Origin of the sequence: Fervidobacterium changbaicum (assembly GCF_004117075.1) — a bacterium.
Lineage (GTDB): Bacteria > Thermotogota > Thermotogae > Thermotogales > Fervidobacteriaceae > Fervidobacterium > Fervidobacterium islandicum.
In genome coordinates, this window is record NZ_CP026721.1 from 285,920 (window position 1) to 311,359 (window position 25,440).

At 39.9% G+C, this 25,440-nt stretch carries 29 protein-coding genes; 13 read left to right on the forward strand and 16 right to left on the reverse strand.

The features are described 5' to 3' along the window. Positions 1-20 precede the first annotated feature (20 nt). Genes lepB through ffh form a run of 8 tightly spaced genes read right to left on the reverse strand, consistent with a single transcriptional unit; the run spans position 21 to position 5,003 of the window. Positions 21-923, reverse strand: a complete 903-nt coding sequence (lepB, locus tag CBS1_RS01340) for a signal peptidase I (protein ID WP_090222733.1) — start codon at positions 921-923, stop codon at positions 21-23. A gap of 1 nt (position 924) precedes the next feature. Continuing rightward, the gene (rplS, locus tag CBS1_RS01345) at positions 925-1,272 is read right to left on the reverse strand and encodes a 50S ribosomal protein L19 (protein ID WP_033190931.1); all 348 of its coding nucleotides are present in this window, start codon (positions 1,270-1,272) and stop codon (positions 925-927) included. A 24-nt stretch (positions 1,273-1,296) separates the two neighbouring features. Further along, positions 1,297-1,881: an RNA methyltransferase gene (locus CBS1_RS01350; RefSeq protein ID WP_090222734.1), complete on the reverse strand. Its 585-nt coding sequence runs from the start codon at positions 1,879-1,881 to the stop codon at positions 1,297-1,299. Continuing rightward, positions 1,871-2,611, reverse strand: a complete 741-nt coding sequence (trmD, locus tag CBS1_RS01355; protein WP_090222736.1) for a tRNA (guanosine(37)-N1)-methyltransferase TrmD — start codon at positions 2,609-2,611, stop codon at positions 1,871-1,873. The genes CBS1_RS01350 and trmD overlap by 11 nt, the downstream gene beginning before the upstream one ends. Further along, positions 2,608-3,141: a ribosome maturation factor RimM gene (gene rimM, locus CBS1_RS01360; protein ID WP_033190934.1), complete on the reverse strand. Its 534-nt coding sequence runs from the start codon at positions 3,139-3,141 to the stop codon at positions 2,608-2,610. The genes trmD and rimM overlap by 4 nt, the downstream gene beginning before the upstream one ends. Beyond that, positions 3,138-3,362 (reverse strand): KH domain-containing protein, encoded by a 225-nt coding sequence (locus CBS1_RS01365; RefSeq protein ID WP_033190935.1) that lies wholly within the window; start codon positions 3,360-3,362, stop codon positions 3,138-3,140. Before CBS1_RS01365 ends, rimM begins: the two co-directional genes overlap by 4 nt. Positions 3,363-3,364: 2 nt before the next feature. Continuing rightward, positions 3,365-3,640: a 30S ribosomal protein S16 gene (rpsP, locus tag CBS1_RS01370; RefSeq protein ID WP_033190936.1), complete on the reverse strand. Its 276-nt coding sequence runs from the start codon at positions 3,638-3,640 to the stop codon at positions 3,365-3,367. A gap of 58 nt (positions 3,641-3,698) precedes the next feature. Further along, positions 3,699-5,003 (reverse strand): signal recognition particle protein, encoded by a 1,305-nt coding sequence (gene ffh / locus CBS1_RS01375; protein ID WP_033190937.1) that lies wholly within the window; start codon positions 5,001-5,003, stop codon positions 3,699-3,701. A gap of 337 nt (positions 5,004-5,340) precedes the next feature. On the opposite strand from ffh, the gene CBS1_RS01380 reads away from it, so the two are divergent. The 9 genes from CBS1_RS01380 to CBS1_RS01420 all read left to right on the forward strand — a co-directional run bounded on the left by CBS1_RS01380 (position 5,341) and on the right by CBS1_RS01420 (position 16,394). Further along, a complete protein-coding gene (locus tag CBS1_RS01380; protein WP_090222738.1) occupies positions 5,341-6,678 on the forward strand; it encodes an MFS transporter in 1,338 nt (445 codons plus the stop codon). Positions 6,679-6,817: 139 nt separating this feature from the next. Beyond that, on the forward strand, positions 6,818-7,237 hold the full coding sequence (locus CBS1_RS01385) for an FKBP-type peptidyl-prolyl cis-trans isomerase (protein ID WP_090222740.1): 420 nt from the start codon (positions 6,818-6,820) through the stop codon (positions 7,235-7,237). Between the two features lie 34 nt (positions 7,238-7,271). After that, positions 7,272-8,663, forward strand: a complete 1,392-nt coding sequence (gene pelF, locus CBS1_RS01390) for a GT4 family glycosyltransferase PelF (RefSeq protein ID WP_090222741.1) — start codon at positions 7,272-7,274, stop codon at positions 8,661-8,663. Next, positions 8,656-10,908: a DUF2194 domain-containing protein gene (locus tag CBS1_RS01395; RefSeq protein WP_090222743.1), complete on the forward strand. Its 2,253-nt coding sequence runs from the start codon at positions 8,656-8,658 to the stop codon at positions 10,906-10,908. The genes pelF and CBS1_RS01395 overlap by 8 nt, the downstream gene beginning before the upstream one ends. Before the next feature lie 63 nt (positions 10,909-10,971). Then, positions 10,972-11,742 carry an RMD1 family protein gene (locus CBS1_RS01400; protein WP_033190941.1) on the forward strand — a complete coding sequence of 257 codons (771 nt, stop codon included), beginning with the start codon at positions 10,972-10,974 and terminating at the stop codon, positions 11,740-11,742. Between the two features lie 94 nt (positions 11,743-11,836). Further along, entirely contained in the window at positions 11,837-13,363 is a 1,527-nt protein-coding gene (locus CBS1_RS01405; RefSeq protein WP_090222744.1) for a bifunctional UDP-sugar hydrolase/5'-nucleotidase, read from the forward strand. A 113-nt stretch (positions 13,364-13,476) separates the two neighbouring features. Beyond that, the gene (locus CBS1_RS01410; protein WP_090222746.1) at positions 13,477-13,992 is read left to right on the forward strand and encodes a transcription repressor NadR; all 516 of its coding nucleotides are present in this window, start codon (positions 13,477-13,479) and stop codon (positions 13,990-13,992) included. Between the two features lie 18 nt (positions 13,993-14,010). Continuing rightward, positions 14,011-14,535 (forward strand): cysteine hydrolase family protein, encoded by a 525-nt coding sequence (locus CBS1_RS01415; protein ID WP_033190944.1) that lies wholly within the window; start codon positions 14,011-14,013, stop codon positions 14,533-14,535. A gap of 209 nt (positions 14,536-14,744) precedes the next feature. Then, positions 14,745-16,394 (forward strand): DEAD/DEAH box helicase, encoded by a 1,650-nt coding sequence (locus CBS1_RS01420; protein WP_090222747.1) that lies wholly within the window; start codon positions 14,745-14,747, stop codon positions 16,392-16,394. A 64-nt stretch (positions 16,395-16,458) separates the two neighbouring features. Here the strand turns inward: CBS1_RS01420 and CBS1_RS01425 are convergent, their stop codons facing one another. From CBS1_RS01425 to CBS1_RS01455, 7 genes are read right to left on the reverse strand one after another with little or no spacing between them, the layout of a single operon-like run. Then, positions 16,459-17,145: a metal-dependent hydrolase gene (locus CBS1_RS01425; RefSeq protein ID WP_090222749.1), complete on the reverse strand. Its 687-nt coding sequence runs from the start codon at positions 17,143-17,145 to the stop codon at positions 16,459-16,461. A gap of 38 nt (positions 17,146-17,183) precedes the next feature. Beyond that, positions 17,184-17,633: a hypothetical protein gene (locus tag CBS1_RS01430; RefSeq protein ID WP_090222751.1), complete on the reverse strand. Its 450-nt coding sequence runs from the start codon at positions 17,631-17,633 to the stop codon at positions 17,184-17,186. A gap of 19 nt (positions 17,634-17,652) precedes the next feature. Then, positions 17,653-18,762, reverse strand: coding sequence for an NADH:ubiquinone reductase (Na(+)-transporting) subunit F (locus tag CBS1_RS01435; RefSeq protein ID WP_090222753.1), 1,110 nt, complete (start codon positions 18,760-18,762; stop codon positions 17,653-17,655). Between the two features lie 20 nt (positions 18,763-18,782). Further along, positions 18,783-19,379 carry an NADH:ubiquinone reductase (Na(+)-transporting) subunit E gene (locus CBS1_RS01440; RefSeq protein WP_236938608.1) on the reverse strand — a complete coding sequence of 199 codons (597 nt, stop codon included), beginning with the start codon at positions 19,377-19,379 and terminating at the stop codon, positions 18,783-18,785. After that, on the reverse strand, positions 19,376-20,011 hold the full coding sequence (locus tag CBS1_RS01445; RefSeq protein WP_090222755.1) for an NADH:ubiquinone reductase (Na(+)-transporting) subunit D: 636 nt from the start codon (positions 20,009-20,011) through the stop codon (positions 19,376-19,378). Before CBS1_RS01445 ends, CBS1_RS01440 begins: the two co-directional genes overlap by 4 nt. 1 nt (position 20,012) lies before the next feature. Further along, on the reverse strand, positions 20,013-20,621 hold the full coding sequence (locus tag CBS1_RS01450; protein WP_090222757.1) for an FMN-binding protein: 609 nt from the start codon (positions 20,619-20,621) through the stop codon (positions 20,013-20,015). Then, positions 20,618-21,577: an RnfABCDGE type electron transport complex subunit D gene (locus CBS1_RS01455; protein WP_090222758.1), complete on the reverse strand. Its 960-nt coding sequence runs from the start codon at positions 21,575-21,577 to the stop codon at positions 20,618-20,620. Before CBS1_RS01455 ends, CBS1_RS01450 begins: the two co-directional genes overlap by 4 nt. Before the next feature lie 327 nt (positions 21,578-21,904). Here CBS1_RS01455 and CBS1_RS01460 point away from each other — a divergent pair, with 327 nt between their 5' ends. The 3 genes from CBS1_RS01460 to CBS1_RS01470 all read left to right on the forward strand — a co-directional run bounded on the left by CBS1_RS01460 (position 21,905) and on the right by CBS1_RS01470 (position 23,684). Further along, positions 21,905-22,786 carry a cytochrome b5 domain-containing protein gene (locus CBS1_RS01460; protein WP_052107023.1) on the forward strand — a complete coding sequence of 294 codons (882 nt, stop codon included), beginning with the start codon at positions 21,905-21,907 and terminating at the stop codon, positions 22,784-22,786. An 18-nt stretch (positions 22,787-22,804) separates the two neighbouring features. Continuing rightward, positions 22,805-23,182 carry a hypothetical protein gene (locus CBS1_RS01465; RefSeq protein WP_090222760.1) on the forward strand — a complete coding sequence of 126 codons (378 nt, stop codon included), beginning with the start codon at positions 22,805-22,807 and terminating at the stop codon, positions 23,180-23,182. A 166-nt stretch (positions 23,183-23,348) separates the two neighbouring features. Further along, entirely contained in the window at positions 23,349-23,684 is a 336-nt protein-coding gene (locus CBS1_RS01470; RefSeq protein WP_033190951.1) for an Asp23/Gls24 family envelope stress response protein, read from the forward strand. Positions 23,685-23,710: 26 nt separating this feature from the next. Here the strand turns inward: CBS1_RS01470 and CBS1_RS01475 are convergent, their stop codons facing one another. Beyond that, positions 23,711-24,910 carry an IS110 family RNA-guided transposase gene (locus CBS1_RS01475; protein ID WP_241685540.1) on the reverse strand — a complete coding sequence of 400 codons (1,200 nt, stop codon included), beginning with the start codon at positions 24,908-24,910 and terminating at the stop codon, positions 23,711-23,713. Positions 24,911-25,122: 212 nt separating this feature from the next. On the opposite strand from CBS1_RS01475, the gene CBS1_RS01480 reads away from it, so the two are divergent. Continuing rightward, positions 25,123-25,440, forward strand: coding sequence for an Asp23/Gls24 family envelope stress response protein (locus CBS1_RS01480; protein ID WP_033190952.1), 318 nt, complete (start codon positions 25,123-25,125; stop codon positions 25,438-25,440).

A 25,440-nucleotide genomic window follows, 5' to 3' on the forward strand; every position in this document is an offset into this window, starting at 1 on the left:
TCCCGCTTTTTATTGTTCAACTATCTCGCCGGCTCTATGAGTGGTTGTACAGGTCCGAAAGCACTGAACGGCCACACTCTTAGAATAGGCCTACCAACGACACAAACTTTTGGGACAAACCCAAAGTATCTGCTGTCTAAACTCTGGGAAGAATTGTCGCCCATAAAAAAGTAGAATCCTTTTGGAATTTTCACATAGACCTGCCCATTCTCTTCCCAAACGTATTCTGAGAGTTCTATCCCGTTAGGTTTGAGATAGCGCTCGACAAACACTGTGTAGTCAATACCGTAAGGAACAGGATCTAAACCTCCAAGGATACTGAAAACGATATTGGCAAGTTCCGTTCCTTCCTGAGATGCGAGTTTAAAAAGATAAGCTTTGTATTCTTCTTTATTGCTTTTTACTTTACTTGCTTGCGTCAAATGTTCCCATAGTTTTGGATATTTAAAGATGCCGTCTTTTGTGTAGTTAACACTCTTCAAGTGTTCGGGTATTTTACCGTTGACGAACAATTTCCAGTTGCCATCAACCTCTTTTAGGGTTATTACATCACCTTCTTTGGCGACCAACCTCTTGACGTATTTCACAGAACCTTTGAATTGCTTGGGAGTGAATAAATCCATAAACTTGTCGAACGCACGTAACATCTGCTGGGCACGTTCGTCGGGAAACGGGGTGTAAAAGACGACGATTTCGCCGATTTCAGGTTCACGTGAGAAATAAGTTATCTTTTCTACAAAAAGACGGTCCCCCACGTTTATTGTGGGGACCATTGATGGTGTTGGAACGAGCATCGTTTCAAATACAAAGACTCTAATAATCGTTGCAGCGACGATAGCGTATATTAGCGTTATAATTATCTCTTTTGCTACGTTCTTACCCTTCTCTATCTTTTGACTTTCGGATGTTTTTTGTGAGGGCATTTTATTTTCTCTCCTTAATTTTCACCTTGCCCTTGACATTTCTGAGGTAGTAGAGTTTCGCCCTTCTTACTCTACCTTTTCTGAGTACCTCTATCTTTTCGATGGTTGGAGCGTAAAGTGGGAATATCCTTTCAACCCCAACACCGCCTGCTGCAATTCTTCTGACTGTAAATGTTTTGCTGATGCCGGAACCTCTGATTGCTATAACGATACCTTCGTAAGCCTGAATCCTTTCTTTGTCTCCTTCTCTAACTTTAACGTGAACTCTTACCGTGTCCCCAGGTCTAAATTCTGGAACTTCTTTGAGTTGACCTTTTTCGATGATTCTCACAAGGTTGTCCATGCTCATATGTATAACCTCCTTTTCAAATTCTTATTTTTCCGTTTTTTCCAGAACAGCTTCCCCAATTAATCTATCAAGGATTATTGCAACAGCTGCTCTGACAGATAAGTGGTTAAAATCACTCTTTCCTCTAATTGGTTCAAGAGAATAATCACACATCTCTTCGAGCTCTTTCGGCATTCCCCAACCGGTTCCAAAAAGCAATAAGATGGGGCGTTGCTCGTTTAGAACCAGTTTTCTGCCTTCTTCGTACGTTATTGTGTTTGGCCTAACCTTTGCCGATGTAAACATTAGTATGGGTTTTTGGCCCTCCATTTTTTCGATATCTTCGATAACATCTTCAATGTACGATTTAAGTTCAACAATAGATAGGGCGTCTGAACGGTTTGGATTGTAAGTCTTCCCAAAGCCATCAGTCCAGTAACCGAGCACTTTTTTAACGATGTCTTGCTGTGCTGGTAGGTGTGTAACGACGTAGTATTTCTTGACGTTGTACGTTCGTGAACTGCGTGCTATGTCATGAATGTCAAGGTTTGTCACCGCTGTCGTTATGATTCTCCCATCTCTTCCAAGGACAGGATAGTGTATCAATGCTGTGTAAATCCTATCGAGCATCTTTCATCAGCTCCTTGAAAAGGCTTATTAGAGCCTTTTTATCCAACTCATCGAACTGGTGCTTTAGGAATAAGTCAGGTCTCTTTAGCATCGTCTTTTTCAGAGATTCCTTCCTTCTCCAAAGTTCTACTTCTTCGTGGTTCCCGCTTACAAGCACCTCAGGAACGGTCAATCCATTAATTTCCCTTGGCCTTGTGAAGTGTGGATAATCTAATAAATCGTTGTAGAAAGAGTCATTTTTAACGGATTCTTCTTCCACAACACCAGGCACAAATCTGGATACAGCATCTACTATAATCATCGCAGGAAGTTCTCCGCCTGTTAGGACATAGTCACCAATTGAAATCTCATCATCTACAAATTTCATAACACGTTCATCGATTCCCTCGTACCTACCGCAGATGATCACAAGTTGTTCTCTGGTAGCTAATTCCATTGCAACTTTGTTGTCGAACCTTCTTCCCTGTGGTGAAGTGAGGACAACGTACGGCTTTCCATAGTTGCTTGTGTAGAACTCGAAAAAACGAAAAAACGGCTCCGGTTTCATGACCATTCCAGGACCGCCACCATATGGATAATCGTCTACAACCTTGTGCTTGTCCGTTGTGAAGTCCCGTAAGTTGAATATATCAATTTGTAAAAGACCGTTCTCTACTGCTTGAGCAATTACTCCGTATTCTTTTATAACCTTAACAAAATCTGGGAATATGGTGACGATACCTATTCTCACTCCAACCACTCCGGCATCTTTACGTGGATTTTTTTGGATTCTTTGTCTATCTTAGTGACGTACCTTTCTATAACTGGTATGAGAACTTCCTGTTTGTCTTTTCTCACAACTAAAACATCGTTGTTTCCAGTTTCTATGATATCTTCAACAATTCCAACTGAGTTGCCATTCTCATCTAAAACTTCACATTCAAAGAGTTCGAAAAAGTAGTATTCACCGTCTTTAGATTTCGGGAAGAAAGATTTATCAACGTACAAAACAAAACCCTTAAGCTTTTCTGCTTCGGATATCGTATTAACACCAGCTACGTGGATAATGTAATAATCGTGTGCTTTTCTGCTTGTCTCAATGCGTATAACAGCAAACTTTTTCTGTGATTCATTGTAAGCAATAACTTCTGTAAGTTTTGAAACCAGTTCTGGCATGTTTGTAAAAAGGTGTAATTTCAAGTCGCCCTTCAAGCCATGCGTGTTACTCAACACACCAAGGGCTACCTTGTCCTTTAGTAACTCTTCAACCTTTTTCATCATCTTATCACCTTCAGGATGAAGTCAGAATCATCGGCCATTGCAGAGAGCAAAATTTTAATGGATTTAATTGTTCTACCGTCCTTGCCGATTATCTGACCTACATCCTCAGGATGTACCGAGATATCGAAAACCTTTTTTCCGTCCTCGGTGTACTCAACAACTACCACATCATCGGGATGTTTGGCTATAGCTTTGAGGACGTACTCAAGAAAATCCTTCACACTTATGCCTCCTTCTTGGCTTTGGCAGCTTCAAGCTTTTCGTAGAGTCCTAATTTACCAAGCAACTTTGAAACCGTTTCGCTTGGTTGAGCACCTTTGAGCATCCATTCAACAGCTCTGTCGATGTCAACCTTTACTTCGTAAGGTTCTTTAAGTGGGTTGTAATAACCGAGACTTTCGATGTAGGCACCGTCTCTCTTCTTCTTCTGGTCAACGACAACGATCCTGTAGAACGGTTGTTTCTTCTTTCCCATGCGTGTAAGTCTAATCCTAACCACCAACAACACCTCCTAAACGTTCTTTGTGATGAGATTACTAAATTGCAGTTTTTACGCTCTAAAACTTCATACCTTTCAAACCAAACGGCAACTTTCCTTTTTTCATCATCTTCATTAACTTTTTCATTTCTTCGTAGGACTTAAGCAATTTATTTATATCTTGCACTGTTGTCCCGCTACCCATTGCTATCCTCTTTTTCCTACTCGCGTTCAATATAGCTGGGTTGTTCCTTTCCTCAGGGGTCATTGAATTTATTATCGCTTCGATTTTCTTCAGTTCTTTTTCACTCGTATTTAGGTCAACGTCAGGAGTACCAGGGAGAGCTTCTAGAATTTTCTCGATTCCCAGTTTCTTTATCTCTTTTATCTGCTCTCTAAAATCTTCTAGGGTAAACTCAGCCCTCATGAACTTTTCGCCCATTTTTTGCATTTTTTCTTGATCGAGTTCGCGTTCAACTTTTTCAATAAGCGATAGTACATCACCGAGGCCGAGAATACGATTTGCAATTCTGTCTGGGTAAAATTCATCGAAATCGTCTATTTTCTCACCGACACCAACGAATTTCACAGGCTTACCGGTGATGTATCTAATGGTAAGTATTACACCGCCACGGGAGTCACCATCGAGCTTTGTAATGACAAAGCCAGTGATACTAAGCCTGTCGTTGAACACTTTAGCTGAATTCACCGCATCCTGACCGGCCATGGCATCGACTGTCAAAAGTACTTCATCGGGGTTTACCATTTCCTTTATCTTTTCAAGTTCTTCCATCATTTCATCATCTATGTGCAATCGCCCGGCGGTGTCTAGAATTACTACATCGTATCCACTGTCTTTGACATTCTTCATAGCTTCTTCGACAATTTTTATCGCATTCTTTCTGTCACCTGTGATAACAGGAACACCGATCTTCTTTCCCAAAGTTTCAAGCTGGTCAATAGCGGCAGGTCTGTAAGTATCTGCAGCAACCAAAATAGGATGTTTACCTTGCTTTTTCAGGTAATTAGCGATTTTCGCGGCACTAGTTGTTTTTCCAGTTCCTTGCAAACCTACCATCATAACGTATGAGGGATGATGTATGAGCTTAAAAGGTTCTCTTTCACCAAGTAGTTTTATAAGTTCATCCCTGACTATTTTTATGAACATTTGGTCAGGTGTCAACGATTTTAGAACCTCTTCACCAAGTGCACGTTTTTTAACATTTTCAACGAACTCTTTGACAACCTTGTAATTAACATCAGCAGCCAAAAGCGATGTCTTCACAATTTGTATCGCTTCTTCTATGTTCTTTTCTGTTATCTTTCCTTTTCCTGAAAGCACCTTAAAAGCATTCGATAACTTATCTCTTAGACCTTCAAACATGACATCACCCCACCGAATTCGTACAGAAAATATACTACAGTGTTACGCCAAAAAAATCAATTAACTGGACAATACTAAAGTAACACGATGGGAACTTTTGTGTGAATTTTCGGTGTCTTTCGTTAGATATGTTTACTTAACGTACGTATATTTTGTTACATAAAAGAAATATATGGTAATGAAAAACTGGTGGTATAATTTGACTGTGGCCTATTTATCTAATATATTCTAACTAGGTGTTTTCTTAAGAAGTTAATAAATACGTTTTCATTCGATTAACCTGTATTACAAAACGTATTATATTATCAGACTCTTAGAAAATTTAGGGGGGAAGTGTTTGATTTGGCTTGTTAACATCTACACGTTCCTCATAGGGTTGTCAAGAGCGTTTTACACGGCGCTTTTCAACTTATACCTTAAAGACAATCAAATTAGTAATCAAATCATTGGTAACGCGACGTTTTACTATTCCTGGGGTCTTGCAATAGGTGGATTCCTATTTGCAAGTCTTTCAGACAGAATTGGTCGAAAGAAGACCATCCTTCTTACAATGCCTATCTATTCGCTTTTTGGTTTGCTGAGGCTATCTAATGTAACCGTGATTGGTTGGCTTTATGTTGTTTCGTTCTTTTTTGGATTTTTCGATACTTCGATAATCATGCCGACGATTTCGGTTATAGAAAATTCTGATGAAAAGAAGAGGCTTAGAAATTCGAATATTAACTTTGCAATCGTACTCTTAACAGGGGTCATTGGTTACTTTGGTGCCGGCTTATTTGCAAAGTCGATAGGTATCTTCCTAACGCTTGTTTTATCAATGGTTATAGCGTTGCTATCTACCATTCCTGTCTTCGCGTTTCCGAATGTAAAGCTTAGTAAGAGAAAGCCGAAGAAAGAAACACTTACACTTACTCAGAAAACGATGCTTATCTATTACTTGGCATCTGGAGCGCTAGTGAGTCTTGCGGCTGGAGTATTTATTAACTTCGGCAATGTGATTTTCTTAGACTTATTCGGCTTTTCAACTGTGGCAATTACAAACGTTCTTGCTATTTCTCAGCTATCAACAGCAGCAACGTCTCTCTTTTCGCATAAGCTGACGGCTAAGTACGGTTACAAATTCACTCTGTTCCTTGTGTACCTTGGCGTTACCATCCTAATATTTATGATGCCGATCTTTGTGCTCAATCCTTTTGTTTTTAGCTTAGCCTACGTACTAAGGTATGTATTGATAAACATTTCAACACCAATGTACATGGTGTTTTGTTTGTCTTACCTTCCAAGAACAAGTCTGGCAACTTATTCAGGACTCAGCTACTTTTTGAATAATGTAATGAGGGCTTCATCTGCACAGCTATTCGCGAGTCTTTCGAAGGGAGGAACAACGAACTATGCTCAACTTTTCTTTGTTTCGGGCTCGTTCTACTTTGTGAATACATTAATAACGTTACTTGCGTTCTACGTCACGTACAAACTTTCTACAAAGGAAGCGGTGGTTACTAATGATAAGACAGTAAATCATGAAAAAAATGGACGCAGAACAAACTCAAGCGTGAACAGAAATTATCTTACCTCATCTGCTTTAAGGAAAAGAAGAAATAGGAAAGCCAGTGTGCATCTCCACATGCCATCGTCCAGAATAATTCCTAATTCAAGAAAGTGGAAAGGAAAATAAAAACGAAGAATGCGAAAAAGGAATTTCATGAAGCGAGCAAGTATTATTGTGCATTTTCGATATTGGAATTTTCTTTTTCCGTTTAGTATGATATAATTGAAATAGGTTTTTTTAAACTTTTTAAAGGATGTGAGTGTTTATGGGTATTAAGAACGGTGATAAGGTGAAGATTCACTACACAGGTATGTTAGAGGATGGTCAGGTCTTTGACACTTCCTATGGAAGGCAGCCGCTGGAATTTGTCGTAGGTGCAGGACAGGTTATAGCAGGTTTCGAAGAAGAAATCATGGGGTTAGAAGTTGGAGACAAGAAGAAATTCACCATACCTTATGAAAAAGCCTACGGACCTGCAAGAGATGATTTGAAATTTTCTGTCCAAAGAAGTGTTTTACCAGAAGATGTTAGTATTGGCGATTTGCTCGAAGTCCATCAGCCCGATGGCAATTTTTTTGTTGTTCGTGTCGAAGAGCTCGGTGATGAAGTAGCTATTCTCGATGCCAATCATCCGTTAGCTGGGAAAAATCTGGTTTTTGAGGTTGAAATCGTAGAGATTTCGTAAAATTTCCTATCTGAAAGAAGGCATCCAAAAATTCATGCATGTATGCATTATAGTCGAGGGAACTTATCCGTATATAACCGGAGGGGTCTCATCCTGGATACAGATGTTAATTGAAAATATGCCAGATATTCAATTCGACGTCGTCCACTTAGCTCCATGGAAGTGGACGCGTCCTTTTGGTTATAAGATGCCGAAAAATTTGAAGCACATATACGAATATCTCCTTTTTTCAAGCGACTTCTCGAAAAGAGACATCGCTTTTAACGAAAGAGATTTGGTAAAGTACGTAAGGCAACTTATTGGACTGAAAGAAGAAAGAGCTAAGTTCTTCGCCAGTATATTGAGAACTGCAGCGGGTAAACACGTTGATTATATGTTGTTGAGCAAAAGTTTTTGGAATTTTTTGCAGGAGATCTACATTCGTTATTTCCACGAAGAAGGCTTCCCAGGGTTTTACTGGACCATTATCGGCTTCGTAATCCCTATTCTCGGTGCTATCCAAGCACTACCTCCAAAGGCTGACATCTACCACTCTACAACGACAGGTTATGCTGTTTTGAGTGCCCTCAGTGGAAAATATTACCATGGTGGAAAATTAATAGTCACAGAACATGGTATTTACCATAGAGAAAGGGAGATAGAGATTATAAAATCAACGAGTGTACCAGATGTGTATAAAAAGCCTTGGATAGAAATTTTTAAACTCATCAGTGAAACTGCCTATGCAGAGTGTGACGCGCTGACAACGTTGTTCGAGAAGAACCAGATATTTCAGTTTGAATTGGGTGCCGATTTCAAAAAAATGCGAGTTATACCAAACGGTATAGACGTGAAAAAGTTTTCAAGCATAAGTAAGGTAGAACACGATACCTTCAATGTGGCTATGGTTGGAAGAGTGGTTCCGATAAAAGATATTTTAACTGGAATAAAGGCTTTTGATGCATTAGTCAAGGAAATTCCGAATTCGCGGTTGTACATTATAGGTCCCACGGACGAAGATGAGGAATATTACCACAGGTGCTTAGAATTGGTTGAATTGTTAGATTTGGGCGATAAGGTTATTTTTACCGGGAGAGCAAATGTGCTTAAATACTACGGAATGATGGACGTACTCTTGATGAGCAGCATATCGGAAGGACAACCACTTGTCCAACTCGAAGCTATGGCTGCAGGACTACCTGTTGTTGTAACAAACGTTGGTAATTGTCCAGAAATTGCGCTTGACCCTGATGGTCAGTCGGGATTCGTAGTTGAACCAAAAGATTACGTAGCAATGGCAGAAAAGCTGATCATTTTGGCAAAGGATAAATCGTTACGTGAAACTTTTGCACAAAATGGCAGGAAAGTGGTAAGTGAAAAATACACTTTGGAAAAAATGATAGATTCTTATAGAAGTCTTTACGAAGAGGTGTTAGGAAATGTGTAAAGCGTGCTGTGAGCATCGTAGGATCTTCAGCACTTTAACCTTGTTAGTCTTCTTGCTACTGATGTTAGGAACATCTTCTTTTGTTGAAGCAAAAGCTTTGTTGCTGTACAAAGGGTCAGAGCAGGGTTACGGCTACAACATCCTCATGAAATATTTCGCACCGGTTTTGAAAGAACTCATCGAAACGTACGACGTACTAGATGTCGAATCGATAGATTTTCCGTCTATGGACCTCACTCCTTATAATTTGATAGTCACTTGTTATTACAGTCCTCAAATGGTAAACGCAAAAAGGTACTTGGAAAAATTGACCTATTTTGTCGTTAACGGTGGTAAGATTCTTATCGTCAACAACTTAGGAGCGAGTATTGATGCATCTGGGACTAATCACCCCGGGCTTGCTGAGATAAATTCTCTTTACAATTTACTCGGAATTTCTTACACATTTAGCTGGAAAAAAGTTACGCCACTTAAGGTAATCGTTGATAACAATTACTCAGCAGTAAGTAGTCTGAAATTTGAAAAGCTCAGAGATGTTGAGAGGTACAAACTGATAAGCCCTTATTCTAAGAGTTTGATACAAGTTCTTGCAGAAGATGGTAATACATATGATATGGCCATTCTTAGCAATCTCGGTGCAATAATAAGTTATAGCTATCTCTTCGACGATGATGGAAAACTCACAATTGACCTTCCACACCTACTTGCAACATTAATTTACGGTAGTGATGGTTCTTTTAGAGTTTTGGTGGTTGGCAAGGAGAACTATGAATTGCAAAAGGCTCTGGATTATACATTACTTGATTACGACTGGAAAAGTTCCATCGTTCCGGTCCTTTCTAGTTACGACCTAGTGATACTTTACAACTGGGAATTTCCGATTACTGATGCAAAGTTGCTCAAATACATAATGGATGGTGGAACCGTTGCTGTTATAGGTAAGGGCAACACGCAAAAGCAGATTGACTCTTTAACATTGGACAAAGAACTCTTCCCGACGCCTCCAGATTTTTACATATCCTTTGCTAGGAACGTATCTTTTCAAATTCCTCCAAGTGGTGCCACTTTGCTTGTAACTTCATCGCAAGGTGGCGGATTGGTTTGGAAAATAGTGTCTGGTTTGGGTCAAATCATATACTACCCGATCGACCTTGTGAGAAAAGAGCTTAGAGGGCTTTTAATCCAAAGCGTTCTTTCCCAGGTGCCTTTTTCCATACAACCCATAGTGAACAGCTGGTCTATGCATCTCGACGATTTCCCCTTACCAGCGTACAATAGGAAGCTGGATATCCTAACAAGAGAGTTTGGAGATATTACAGATAACGATTTTTATTACAACATATGGTGGCCATCAATGAAACAGCTGGCTGCAGAACTCGGGATAAAGTACACAACATTTTTTGTAGCGAATTACAACGCTGCGATTACCTGGCCTTTTAGCTTTCAAGAGTACGCAAATACACCACAACAACTTTTGGCTTTGAAAGAGTTAATTAACAGTAACTTCGAAATAGGTATACACGGTTACAATCACATCCCATTAACATCAGAACGCTGGAAAGCTGAGCAGCTTGATCTTGCACTTTCCATATTCAAGATTTTCCTTAAGAACACCTTAGGAGAGACATATGTACCTTATGCATACGTTGCGCCGGACAATATAATAGACGCTTTTGGTGTGGAAAGGTTGCTGAAGACATTCCCTAGTTTGAAAATTGTGGGAACTACGTACAGAGGTAGTGGAACACTATCGGAATTTGAAATACTCTTTGATAAGGTTGTCGTCGTACCAAGAACGACGTATGGATATTATCCAAAGGAGAAACTAATCGCAAACTCTGTTCTTTCTTTAATGATGTTAGGTACATACCAGTATTTTCTCCATCCGGATGATCTTTTCTCAAACGATCGTAATCCAGAAAAGAAAACATGGGCGGATATGTACGAAAGTCTAAGGTCTTTTCTCCTGACAATGAAACAATACTATCCCTTCTTGAGAAATCAGTGGGCATCAGAAAGTGGGGATACGATCTATATCTTCTTCAAAGAAAGACCACTTATCAAAAAACAACAAGGCAGACTCACCGTGGTTTTACCAATAGGTTATCACTTGCCAAGGTATTACTACTTTAGAAGTTCTGAACCTTTCGTCTTGACGGGAGGAAAGATCGTATATTCTTATGGAAATTTAACTATAATTGAACAGATCGAGAATATAATGGAAGTACGCAAGCAAGTGAAGTAGTGACAATGTGAAATCCAAAGCGCAAAAAAGACAGAGTAGGTAAAGAAGTAGGAGGTTGGAATTTTGCAGTACAAATTTATAGCACTTGATTTAGGAGACGATATAGATATTAAAAGATTAATGCGAGAAAAGTCATCACATGTAGAGTATATAAGATGGGAAGAGCCTTTCAAGTTTAAGTATGCTCAAGGTACGGTGTTTGTTTATTCTTTCGGTGCGGTCGTGGGTTTAAATGTTCCAAGTACACAGTTCAACACCCTTGTTTCAGAGCTTGACGATTACGTTATAGGAATGGTTAAACATACATCGGCAGAGCTCTTGGAGGTCATACTTAACAAAGAAAAGGGAATTGAAGTTTCAGAAGACAAGGTGTACGTACCACGAATAGATGATGGGGTCATCTCAACTACCGCCTTTGTTTTAGCGCAAAGTGTCTCATTACACAGGATCGAACAAAAAACAGAACTGCTGATAGATGAGATTGAGAAATTTTTGTCCGAAAAGGGCAAGTTTGCTAAGGGGAAGAAGGCTTTAGGACTTGCGATGAAAATACTGAAAACAAGACATGAAATACTTTCGGACGTCATGATTCTTGATAAACCAGATATCACATGGGAGAGCGAACTTTACGACCAACTTTATCAAAAACTTTCAAGATATTACGAATTATCGAGAAGGTACAAGAACGTCACAACAAAGCTTGACCACGCCTTTGAAGTTGCCAGCGTGCTCCTTGAAATTCATGGTGAAAGTAAAGCGAATTTGTTAGAATGGATGATTATACTTCTGTTTGTTTTAGAAATCGCTATGAGTCTAATCGAAAAACTTTTTTAGTAGTTCCTGTGATGTTTGGATATTTTCTATCAAAATGCTATAATTATCTACCCGCAATACTTGAACCACATTTTAAAGAAGGAGGGCGAAAGTTATGAAGAGATATCTTGTTGTATTGTTACTCTTGGTCAGTCTACTTGCACTCGCGGTTAAGATTACGGTCTTTCATATCAACGATACACATGGTCATGCTTGGCCTTTCACCGATAGTGCAGGGAATATCATAGGTGGGTTCTCAACGGTAGCAACCATGATTGATGCTGAAAGGAAAGCCAATCCGTACGTCCTCTTCCTTCATGCAGGTGATATTAACACAGGAGTACCTGAATCAGACTTACTAAACGCACTACCTGATATATTCGTGCTGAACAGAATGAAACTTGATGCGATGGCCATTGGTAATCACGAATTTGATAAACCAAGAGACGTACTTCTCAGACAGATGAGCTGGGCCAAATTCCCGTTCTTAAGCGCAAACATATACAAAGACGGTAAGCCATACTTCACACCTTACATAATAAAGAACGTAGGTGGAATAAGAGTAGCGATAGTGGGATTTACAACGGAGCACACAAGGATTCTTGAAGGTCCAAATTCTGAGGATCTGGAATTCAAGAACGTGATCGAGGTTGCAAAAACGTTGATACCTGAAGTTAGAAAACAAGCGGATATTGTTATTGCACTAACGCACCTTGGTGTTGGTCAGGGATACTCCGAACTCTACACCACAGCAGACCAACTCGCTAAAGAGGTTCCTGGTATAGACCTCATAATCGACGGACACAGCCATACAGATCTCAAGCAGCCGATGGTCGTAAACGGTGTTCCTATAGTCCAGGCTTTTGAATGGGCAAAAGTGCTTGGAAAGGCTGATATACACTTTGAGGATGGTAAGGTAGTAAAAATTGAATGGCAGGCGATTCCTGTTGTACAGTCAAAGGTCGTTGGAAAAGATGAATCTGGGAAGAACATTTACCAGGTAGTAACGCCCGAAGCCCCGTATGTCAAAAATCCTCTTGACTACTTCAAGAAACTTGGCGGAGCGAAACTTGACACAGTTATAGGCTACACGGAAATCTTACTTAACGGTGAAAGAGCAGATGTGAGATCAAAGACAACTAATCTCGCCAACCTTATTACAGACTCAATGCTTTGGAAAACAGGTGCGGATGTTGCCTTGACAAACGGTGGTGGAATCAGAGCATCAATCAAGCCTGGTGAAATAAAGATCAGGGACGTTTTGACTGTGCTACCATTTGGAAATACTCTCTATGTCTTAGAAATGAAAGGTTCTGAGTTGTTGAAAGTGTTCGAATACGCCGCAACTGTACCGAATGGACAAGGAGCATTTTTGCAAGTTGCTGGTGCAACATGGAAAGCTGAAGGTGGAAAACTCACAGAAGTGCTCATAAAAGGTAAGCCGATAGATCCAGAAAAAGTCTACAAAGTCGTGACCAACAACTACATGGCCGCTGGTGGAGACGGTTACACGATGCTCAAAGGTCAGAAAGGGTACGATACGTTCTTTGTAATGGCCGATGTTGTGGTTGAGTACATTCAGAAGGTTCTTGGCGGAAAGATAACATCTTACGATGATAAGCCAAGAGTGGAAAGAAAATAGAAAATAAAGCAATTTTCAATATGATCAAAGGGCGGGGTCAACACCGCCCTTTTTTATTTTCATTTGTTAACTTTTTCTGTGAAAAGGTGTATAATTGAACTGAGGTGATGGACATGGAAAGAAAGTATCAAATTTTGGAATTGCTTAAGAAGAGCAAGACACCAGTGAAAGGGAAATACTTAGCTGAGCTTTTTGACGTCAGCAGACAAATCATAGTTTCGGATATTGCACAGCTACGAGAAGAAGGCCATAGAATAGTTTCCACAAGAGATGGTTACATATACGATGCGGGAAATAAAGTGCGTAGAGTTATTGCAGTAAAACACTCTTCGCAGGATATTTACGACGAACTTAAAAGGATCGTTGAAAATGGTGGAAAGGTTCTGGATGTTATCGTTGAACATCCTGTATACGGCGAAATTACTGGGAGGATTGATGTATCTACTTTGGATGAAGTGGAAAAATTTGTTTCCCTTTTAGCATCAAGTGGTACAAAACCACTCTCTGAGATTTCAAACGGAATTCATCTTCATACAATTGAAGCTCCGGATGAGGAAACTATGGAAAGGATTCTAAAAGCGATTGCTAAGTACAGGCTTTCTAACGAAAACACAGAATGCGAAAAATAACTTGCTGGAGGTGAAAATATGGAGGCGCTACTGATCGTTGATGTGCAGAATGATTTCGCAAAACCGGGCGGTGCTTTGTATTTCCCCGGTGCGGAGAATGTCATCCTTCCTATCGTCGAACTTGTCAAGGAGTTTAAACAAAAAGGATTACCGATTATTTATACAAGAGATTGGCACGAGGATAACGACTACGAATTTAGCATTTGGGGAGTTCACTGTTTACATGATACAAAAGGTAGTGAAATTGTGGATGAGCTGAAAGAAGCTCTGGAAGGATATGATAAAGTTTACGAAATAAAGAAGAGTAGGTACTCTGCATTCTATGGTACAAATCTTGAGAATCTGCTTAAAGATTTGAGTATTAAAAAGGTCCATGTTGGTGGTCTTGTAACACACATTTGTGTTCTTTTTACCGTTGAAGAACTGAGGAACAGAGGTATAGAAACGATTGTTTATTCCAATTGTGTGAATAGTTTCGACAAAGATATGCACAATTTTGCTCTCCGTGAGATGAAGGAAGTATTGCTAGCTCAGGTTGTCTGAAGTTTGAAGTGTAATCAATCTTAATCAAATGTTAATTGTACTTTGTTGAAAGTGTGTTAAACTTGCTTAGAATGTGCTCACAGAAAAGCACACCACTCCTTTCTCCTTGCGTGTGAAAATGACCACCCAAGTCAGGTTAACAGGTAAAGAAAGCAAGGTGAGGGGTGGAAAATTTCAAATCCCGCAGGGAAGAAAGGTAGGAAAAAGATATGATAAGAAGTGTTGAGGTTACGCAAGGTGCTGAAGCGGAAAACGGTTTCAAAGGTTTTGGTTTGAGTGAAGAAACACTCGGTGCGATTGAAAAGAAAGGTTATACTCAGCCAACGGAGATTCAGCGGTTAGTACTTCCCGTAGCGTTAAAGACAGACAAGGATATTATCGCACAAGCGCAAACAGGGACGGGAAAGACCGCTGCATTTGCTATACCATTACTTGAGCGTATCGACTTTAGAGCGGACAAAAGTGTCAAAGCTCTGATTGTAACACCGACAAGAGAGTTGGCGCTACAGATATACGAAGAAATAAAAAGCCTAAAAGGAAATCGACGTATCAAGGTGGCAACCGTCTACGGTGGACAATCAATGGAAAGACAACTCAAAGACCTTGAAAGAGGTGTAGATATCGTTGTAGGTACACCAGGTAGGTTGCTTGACCACATAAATCGTAAGACGCTTGATTTGTCAAATGTAAAATATCTGGTCTTAGATGAAGCAGATAGAATGCTCGATATGGGATTTCTGGACGATGTACTTGAGATAATTAAGCAAACTCCAGCTTCGAAGAGAATTTTTCTGTTCTCAGCAACAATGCCAAAAGAGATAGTAAATATAGCAAAAAAGTTCATGAAAGAGTACGAGCATATATCAACTGTTAAGGAAGAGCTTACGACTGAAAATGCCGAGCAGTTGTATTTCGAAGTTGAAGAAAGTGACAAATTACCACTTCTATGCAGAATAATCGACATGAACCCAGATTTTTATGGAATTGTCTTTTGCCAAACAAAAGCAGAAGTGGATGAAATTTCAAAGAAACTGTCAGACCTTGGTTACAATGCTGATGGATTACACGGAGATTATTCGCAATCTCAAAGGGAAAGGGTTCTTGATAAGTTCAGAAAAAAACAGCTCAATATACTCGTGACAACGGATGTTGCGGCAAGGGGAATAGATATAGAAGGACTTACCCACGTTATTAATTACTCCGTTCCTAGGGATCCAGAGTATTACGTGCACAGAATAGGTCGGACGGGAAGAGCAGGTAAGAAAGGATTTGCTATCACATTCGTGACAAGAAGTGATTATTACCATTTCACAAGGGTAAAGAGATTTGCAAGAGCTAAGATAGTGAAAGACAAAATTCCAATGGTTGAGGATATACTAAGTAGACAACTCGAAGGTATTCTCAGCACCATTAGAAAAGAATCCCACGTTTCTAACGAACTTTTCAGGGAAGTTGCTCAAAAGCTGATAGAAGAAATGGGACCAACGGAAGCTGTCGAAATGCTGCTCCATACTTTGTTGAAAGAAAGAGTTGATGTTTCACGTTACGGGAACGTCAAGGCAAAAGATTTCTCAAAACAGTCACAAAACAGCTCGACAGTAAGGCTATTTGTAGCGCTTGGTTCTTCTAAGGGTTTAGATAAGAAGAGACTTGTTGAATACATATCTGAAAAGACTGGTGTAGAACCGAAGGATATAAACAATGTGCGAATTTTCGAGACTTATTCATTCATCGATGTTAACGAAGCTGATGCAGAAGTCATTATGAAAGTGCTGAACAAGAACGTTGGAAAAAGTGGCAGGTCTGCAAAGTCATCTAAACCTTTGGTCCAAAGAGCACGTGAAAAGAAAACAAATTAAAACCATACTTATAAATAAAAGGCTCGCGCAAGCGAGCCTTTTTTATAGACTTCCGCATTTCATATTACTGCATACATTCGATTGTTTCACCAGGCTTCATTATAATGCACTTAATTCCCATCTTCTCAACTTCGGTTTTGAATCTTTCAGGATCAGCTTTGATGATGTCCCATGTGTTATAGTGCATTGGAACGACCACTTTAGGCTTTATCATTTCAACGGCTACTATGGCATCCTCGACATCCATGACAAAGTTTCCACCGATTGGAAGAAATGCAAGGTCTACACCTTTGATTAGTTCCATTTCTTTTGTTAATCCTGTGTCGCCTGCGTGGTATATGGTTTTACTTTCTGCTTTTATCAAGAATCCGCAAGGATTACCACCGTAAATCACCTTGTCACCCTCGTGAATCCCAGATCCATGGATAGCTGGTGTCAGTTTTACTTTGCCGAATTCAAAATAATAAACACCACCAACATGCATCGGATGAACCTTGCAACCTTTGGACTGGAGATAATTGCACAACTCGAAGTTGGCAATGACAGTTGCACCGTATTTTTTTGATAGTTCGACCGCATCACCAACATGATCTCCATGACCGTGGGTCACCAAGATGTAGTCCAACTTCGGTAGTTCGAATCCCTTTGGGTACGCAGGATTACCAGTGATGAATGGATCGATAATTACGTTGTACTTTCCTTCGATTTCGCTAATCAAAACTGCTGCGTGTCCTAAGAACGTTACTTTCATAGTTCTCTACCCCCCTTTGAAAAGTTTTTGCGTTATATTTATTCATACAGCGCGGCTTTTATTAAAGTTGGTTCTAGCCTGAATTTTGCGCCTTTACCCTGCAAGAAATGGTGAGCAGCAAGCAAGTGTATTGATAACTCACTGAACATGATTTCCTTACCGTTGTTTAAGTTCCTTACGACAGCAACCCTCTTTCTGAAAATTCCATCCTGGAACGGGCATGGTAGAAATCCCCTTGCTTCATCCACTCTTATCTCCCATTTATCATATTTTATCGGTTCTCCAAGACCTTTCAAGCCCTCCTTCATAAGTTTTCTCATAAGTTTTGCCACTTCAACGAAATCTAAGCCAAGGTACTGAAATTCTTCCTCATCTGCGGCTATTATGTCTACAATATTTCTATCATCTTCTCCCAAAAAGCCGTCTGCTGTGATTTTTCCAGGTTTCATGTTCTCTTGAGCTTTAATATATTTGGGAGTCATTTTCATGCTTATCCCCCCCTGTCAATTATGCGAATTTGTCGTAGTAAACATCTTTGATTCCGTGCTTGTCAAACACCTGTATACACGCGTTTATCATTCCTGGACTACCGCACAGGTATCCTTCCTTTGAATTGTCGGTTGGTATTACACTTGACAAATATTTATCCAAAACATTTGTAATCAACCCAACCTCGCCTTTCCAATCATCCTCAGGGAGTGGTTCTGAAAGGGCAGGGATAAAGTGGAACCTTGGCCATTTCTTTTCCAGCTCCTGGAATAGTTCCACGTAGTAGAGGTCTCGTTTACTACGTGCACCGAAGAAATACCACACATTTCTATCGGTAATTCCCCGTTCCCACATATCGAGTATAATTGATTTTATCGGTGCCATACCGCTTCCACCAGCCACCATTATCATGTCTGCGTTTGTGTCTCTCATGTAGAATTCTCCAAACGGACCTACAACTTCGACTACATCTCCTTCCTTCATGTACTTATGAACGTACGTGGTCGCTATTCCGCCTGGCACTAATCTTATCAATAACTCAATGTGGTTCTTATCGCTTGGAGAAGATGATATAGAATATGCCCTTTGCGTAGGTTCCTTTATGTTCTCGTACGGTGGAATGACCAACTGTACGTATTGACCTGCTTTGAAGTTTATCTCGTTAGGTTCGACCAGCCGAATCCGAACTTCTTTGATGTCATAAGTCACATCCTTTAAATTTTCGACTATACCTTTGAATTTCCTTATATTGAAAAGTTCTTCAGGTAAGTATATTTTTATGTCCTTTTTCAACTTTATCTGACAAGCTAAGCGGATATTTTCTTTGATTTCATCTTTTGACATGTACGGTAGTTCGGTAGGCAAATGTGGTCCCACATCAGAAAGCACTTTCACTTTACATGCACCGCAACTACCTCGCCCGCCACATGCTGATGGTACAAAAATTCCAGTTGAGCTAAGTGTTTGCAAAAGCGGTGCTCCACCTTTGACCTTGAGCTTCTTCTTTCCATCGTTTATATCGATTTCTACTTCCCCGTAGTTGTTAACAATACCATCAACGACAACAATCATCAAAGCAAGAACAGAACTGATTACGGAAACAACTAAAGGAGCAACGATTATTTCCATTGACATCACCCCTAATCTAATTACTGAACGTTAATCATACCTGCAAAGCCGATGAAAGCCATAGCCATAATGCCGATAGTTATGAGTGTTATCCCAACACCTTTAAGTGGAGCGGGCACCGGTGCATTTTCCGTCTTTTTTCTTATGGCAGCTAAAAGAACTATAGCAAGCCACCACCCTATACCACTGCCAAGCCCGAAAAGGACTGACTGAATAAAGGAATAATTTCTAAGTTGCATAAACAGGGCAACACCTAAAATTGCACAATTCACTGTTATCAAAGGTAAGAAGATACCGAGTACCATGTATAGATTTGGAGAGACCCTATCAATTATCATTTCAAGAACTTGAACAACAGCAGCTATCACGATGATGTAGATTATGTACCTAAGATATCCAAGTTCCATGGGGGTGATAACATACCTTTCCAAAATCCAGTTCAGAGCGGTTGTAATTGTCATCACAAGCGTTACAGCGATACCAAGCCCGTTTGAAGACTTCAGATCTTTTGAAATGGATATAAACGAACACATTCCAAGGAAATTAGTCAACAAGATATTACTTGTGAAAATTGAGGCGAAAAAGAGAACCAACGGGTTAATATTTGGGTACATCATTTCTTTTCACCTCCTGATGGTTGACTTGTTTTGCTTATATCTTTTTTAATCTGCATCTCCCTTGCTATCCATATAAAAGAAGCCAGCACGAAAAATGCGCTTGGTGGCATAACCATTATTGTCCATTTAGGGAAGGAAGCAGGCAACACTTGGATTCCGAGAACCGTACCGAAACCCAGCAATTCCCTAAAAAACGCAACAACAACCAAAACAAACATGTATCCAAGGCCTGCGGTAAAGCCGTCCCAGAACGAAATAAGTGGTCTGTTTCCTTGTGCGAATGCTTCGGCGCGTCCCATAATGATACAGTTCGTGATTATCAAGCCAACGTATGGTCCAAGTGCTTTGCTCACATCAGGCACGTAGGCTCTGAGGACTATATCAACCATGATAACGTAGAAAGAAATAACGAGAACTTGAGTTATCATCCTGACTTTTCTGGGAATAAGGTTTCTCATTGCGGATATGGTGAAGTTGGAAAGGGCTGTTACGAGTGTGACACCGATAGTCATTATAAGCGTGTTTCTCAGATTGTTTGTGACAGCCAGCGTTGAGCATATACCCAGAATTTGTACAATTACCGGGTTTTCGAGCCAGAAGTTATTTTTCAGTATCTTTTTGAAATCTGACATATCAGTTCACCCCCAGTAATGACTTAAGTATAGGAATGTACGTTGCGATTATCTTTTCTATAGATTTGGAAGTCAAGGTTGCACCTGTTATCGCATCAACTTGACCATCATCTTTAGAGTCAGGTACCTTTGTTGTTGAGACTACTACTTTTCCATCTACTATTGATTCATTTCTAAACTGTTCTTTGAACCAGTTTTCTTCTATTCGCCCACCTAAACCGGGTGTTTCGCTTTGAGATATGAAATCTATGCCTACAACCTTTGAAACATCGCTGTTTACAGCAAGAACGCCTGATATGTTTCCCCACAGCCCGCTACCGCTGAACAGTATTGCGTAAATCATGTCACCGTTCACCTCTGAAGAAAAAACCTTGTAGGAGTCCTTTGTTTCCACTTTAACTTTCGAGTTGAAAGTATTGATCGCGTCTTCATCGCTGGCATACTGAATTCCCATAGCATTGAGAACGGCTCGAATTGTGAATAACTCTTGATTTCTTTTAACCTGCTGCGCTGTTAACACATTTAATCCGGAAAGAACAACGAGAAAAATAAACGAGGTAATGAACGTAAAGACAACAGTGTAAACCTTACTTTCCCTGTCGAACTTCATGCTTCCACCTTCTTCCCAGAAGCATCGTTGCCAGCAGTAGTTTTGGTAACCTTCTTAGTTTTCTTGTCCTTGATAATTTCGTCCAGAAGCGGGGCGAACATATTTCCAATCAATATTGCAAAGCTCCAGCCCTCTGAGAACAGGGAGAAGGTTCGAATGATAACTCCGGAAAATCCAATAATTATTCCGTAAATCCACATCGACTTTATTTTCTTAGGTGCGGTAATAGGTTCTGTTGCCATGAATACCGTGACAAAGAGTAGGCTTCCAGAAACGATTGCAGGAAGTATAGGGAGTGCTTTCGCAACGTTGAAAACATCGAGCAAAAACGTAAGTAATACAGCTGAGCCATATGTTGAAACCATTAATCTCCAGTTCGCTGTTTTGGTCCATATCAGGTAAATTGCCGCCAGCAGTATTAGGAAAACGGGCGCTTCTCCTAAAGAACCAGCACGCCAACCGAGTAGCAGATTCCACATATTTACGCCTTCCCCGTTTCTAAGAATCTGCAATGGTGTAGCGGAAGTTGTAGCGTCCAAACCAAACAAAGATGGTTTGAGCCAGCCGGTTGTCATGTAAAGTGGGAATGTTATATAAATGAACAACCTACCTACAATTGCAGGATTAAAAACATTTCTTCCAAATCCGCCGTAGACTTCCTTTCCAAAAGCTATGCCGAAGGCGATTCCAATTACTGCGACCCAAAATGGGACAGATGGTGGTAGGGAAAGTAAGAACAGCATGGCTGTCACAAGAACCGCTTGACTTACGGGTTTGTTCCTGCGCTTTTCGAACAGGTATTCTACAAGAATTGCTGTTAAAAAGACCCAAAAACCAAGCCAGATTACTCTTAGTCCGTAAGCAAATATGGAAAACAAAAGTATAGGTGTGAGTGCATAAAGCATTTTCAACATCATCGGCTGTTTCTGGAACTTTACAAAATTTGTAGGACCCATTCGGACATCGCCCCCTTTCACACGTGTTGGAATAAAAAACATCAAACAGATGCTGTTTCATACCAAGAAGATTATACCATAATTTTAACAGGGTCTAACATTGTCCATTACAAACGGTACGACAAAGTTTCAAAAGTTGAGAGAATAAGATATTTAGCTACAACTACTGAAAATTAACGAGAAGAGTTCTTACATGGTCTTGCAGATATAAACTAACTTAAGAAAGTTATTTCAAGTCTTTGTTTAGACAGAATAAAATTTCTTAGGTTTTTCTAAGCTTGTTTGTGGTATAATAATTTTAGACCACAGTCCTTAGGAGGTGAAAGCATGAGGAATAGCAAGTTAACAGCAGTTTTGTTTTTATTAATTGCGTCAGCGAGCATTCTTTTGGCTGGTCATTTAGACAGCTACTTCAATATTCAAAAGTTCAAAGGAGAGTACAAAATCATCTCTTCTGAGACGCTTCAAAAGGCTTCAGGATGGGTATCTGTTGAAGGTGTTGTTTACAATCTCGGCACCTCTGCACCTGCCAAGAAGCAAGTGAAATTATCGGAAATAGACGCTAAGCAGCTTTCAAACGACAAAATAGTCGGCTTGCTTGGAATTACCATTTCTGAGCTCTCTAAGTACAACGGTAAGAATGCACCAACAATGGTCGCTGTCAGCGGTATTGTTTACGATCTTTCTTCATCAAAGTCGTGGAGTGGAGGCAATCACAAGAATCAACACGTTGCTGGTCAGGATTTGACTTACGACATTTTGAAACTTTCACCTCACGGAATATCAAGAATAAAGTCCTTCCCATCGTACGGAGTTCTTGTCTTTACCCCGGATGAATTGATCAAGTACAATGGAAAAAAGGATAAGAAGATTTACGTTTCTGTTTTCGGAATTGTATATGACGCAACGTATTCGAAAAGGTTCAGCAATGGAGAACATTACGGACATGATATGGGAGTAGACCTAACGAGCGAGATCCTATCCCTACAGGGGCACGTTAGTTTATTGAACAAGTTGTACGCAATCGGGTTGTACGTTTTCAATGAGAAGAGCATATCGAAATTCAACGGAAAAGATAACAAGCCATTTGTAATAGTTAAGGAGCTTGTTTACGACATATCCAGAAATTCTCAAGGAATTCAATCGGGAAGCGTTTTTGACGGTCAGCCGCGCCAAGAATGGCTGCTTGTCGGTTTTAAACTAAATTGAAATAGAGGTGCTATGCATATGACTTATCAGATTTTGGGAATAACAAGTGCGGTGCTGTTATTTTTCCAGATTTCCCTATTTGTTTTCAGAAGGATTTATAAATATCTGCCAAAAAAACCTACTTGGTTCCCACTAATTCTTAAGTTCCTTAGGCGCGCTCATGTGTACACTGGGATAGCGCTTTTGATTGTTGGATTCATTCACGGTTATCTCGCTCTTGGAACTATAAGATTGCACACAGGACTTATACTCTGGTTGGGTATTCTACTTGCTTTCGTTGGTTTTCTATTTAAAAACAAAGTAGGTAAAAAGTGGATATTTTATCACAGAATCATGGGATTTGTTCTTATCGCATTATTTTTTGTACACTACTTTTTCCCATGGCTTCTTAAATAGAGCGATCAGTTATAATTAATCGTGTGCGGCCACTTCTGCTGGACTTTAGCAGAAGTGCTTTTTATTTGACTTTTTGTTAACATGGTGGTAAAATGAATTTAGAAAAAGTTAAACTTGCTTTTTCTTAAAGTACGCAAGTATTTTTCTTTCAATGGAGGTGAGTTTGATGAAATTTCAAGGAACGTGTGGAGAAATCGAAGTAACAGAAAGGGCCCTGAAGAAGACAGTGTATTATGCTTTGACAGAACTTTCCGATAGGTTAAACGTGTCTGCCAAGAACTGGTTGCAGAAAGTCTTAAGCGTTTTCTCTTCTGAAGAATCCAATATTGTCATTGTGGAGAGCTCAGATGGTCTCACATTGGACCTTTATGTGGCGATTGGTTACGGTATAAACATTCCCGAGACCTTTTCCATGGTGAGGGAAAAGATAATCGAATCATTCAAAAAACATCTTGCCTTAGAAAATGTAGATGTGAATATGCATGTTACAGAACTCAGGTGATATGTTTAACAGCATTAAGGAGTCAACTATGCAAAATTAAATTTTTGTTTTGAGTGTGAGATAGCATAATCAATATTGAACTTCTCTTTCTTTCTCAACATTGCGTACAACGTTCGCAATAACTTGTGTACTACTGACATTATCGCTTTTTTGTACGGTATACCTTGCTGCCTTTTTCGTTCATAGTATGTTCGGAAATATTCGTTGTGAATCACTACACTCACTGCCATTAGCCATAGTATTCGTCTTAGGTGGGCATTGCCCCTTTTCGATATGTGTCCTTCTACTTTGCTTTTGCCTGATTGGGCAATGCTTGGATCGAGTCCACAATACGCAATGAGTTTTTTGTATGTACTAAATCTTGAGATATCTCCAACTTCTGCCAAGAAATGCATCGCGCTGTTTTCACCAATACCTGGTATTGACGTGAGTATCTCGATATCAAGGTTTATCGCACTACATTCGCAATATTCTTTCATCATCTTGTCGTATTCTTCAAGCTGTTGCTGTAAAAATTGTAGTTCTTTGATATTTTGCACAAGAATCTTTTCTTTCATCGGCCAATATTGAGCAATCGAGTTATTAGCGAGTTCTTTAAGTTTTTGAGCATTAAGTTTTGTACTTCTGCCACGGTCTTTGGAAAAGAACACATCCAGATTACGAGCCTTTTGAATAGCCTTGGCAGAAGGGAAATGAGAAAGAAGATTGAGGATAGTGTCACTGTAGATATTGGTAACTCTTTCGAGTTCAGGGAAAAGAACGTTGAGCAGTTTTTCGATATTGCCTTTAACTTTTGCGATGCGGTGGATAATGTTTTCGCGTGCTCTGACAATATCACGAAGCTCAGAGTTGACAAAAGCAGAAGAAGGAATTTGATGTTGTAGGTAAAACAAAGCAGTAGCGATAATGCGAGCATCGATTTTGTCGGTTTTGGTCTTTCGAAGAGAAGCAAAGTTTTTAACAGTTAGAGGATTAAAAACAGCGCAAGCAAAGTCGTTGGAAGAAAGGAAAGCCAGAAGGTTGAGATGATAACAGCCAGTAGATTCCATAGCGATGATGATGGATTGTTTTGGGAAGGCAGAGAGTTTGTTTGCGAAGGAGGAAAACCCTTGTTTGGACATATCGAAAGAAGATTCGAAGATGATGGAACTGGGATTAGAGATAGCGCAGACGTTGAACTTATCCTTGGAAACATCGATGCCGACGAAAACAGGGAAGTTATCCATGAAAAATCCTCCTTTCGAATGATGAGGGCAGGGAGCCTGCTGAACCAATCCTCCATGCTGACGAGGGCTGAAAGCCCAACCAACTAATCATGGTTAAAGGCAGGCAACAGACTCCTTAAATGGCTTAAAAGCCAAGGTGACATAAGTTGTCCTGCCCTCAATTTTTTTAAGCTAAATTATTTATACCATATTTTTATGTAGGAGGTGCGCTTATGGGCAGAATAGAGATCAATGCGAATGTCTATCAAGAAATAGTCTACAGAAGTGTTTGTGAATTCCTTGGATTAGAGGATGCTGAAAACACAATGAACTTCAAGAAAAGTAATATTATTGTCGAAAAATTTCAGCCCTCAGAAGATGAGGATAAGGAAAGGGTAAAATTCACGGTCCAAGTTCCGGCAAGATTCGAAAGTAATTTCATAGAATATGCAAACAACATCGCCTGTCATGTAAAATCAAAGGTCGAGGAGATAACAGGGATGTTTGTAGAATGCGTGAATATCAGAGTGGCAGATGTTATAAACGAGTAA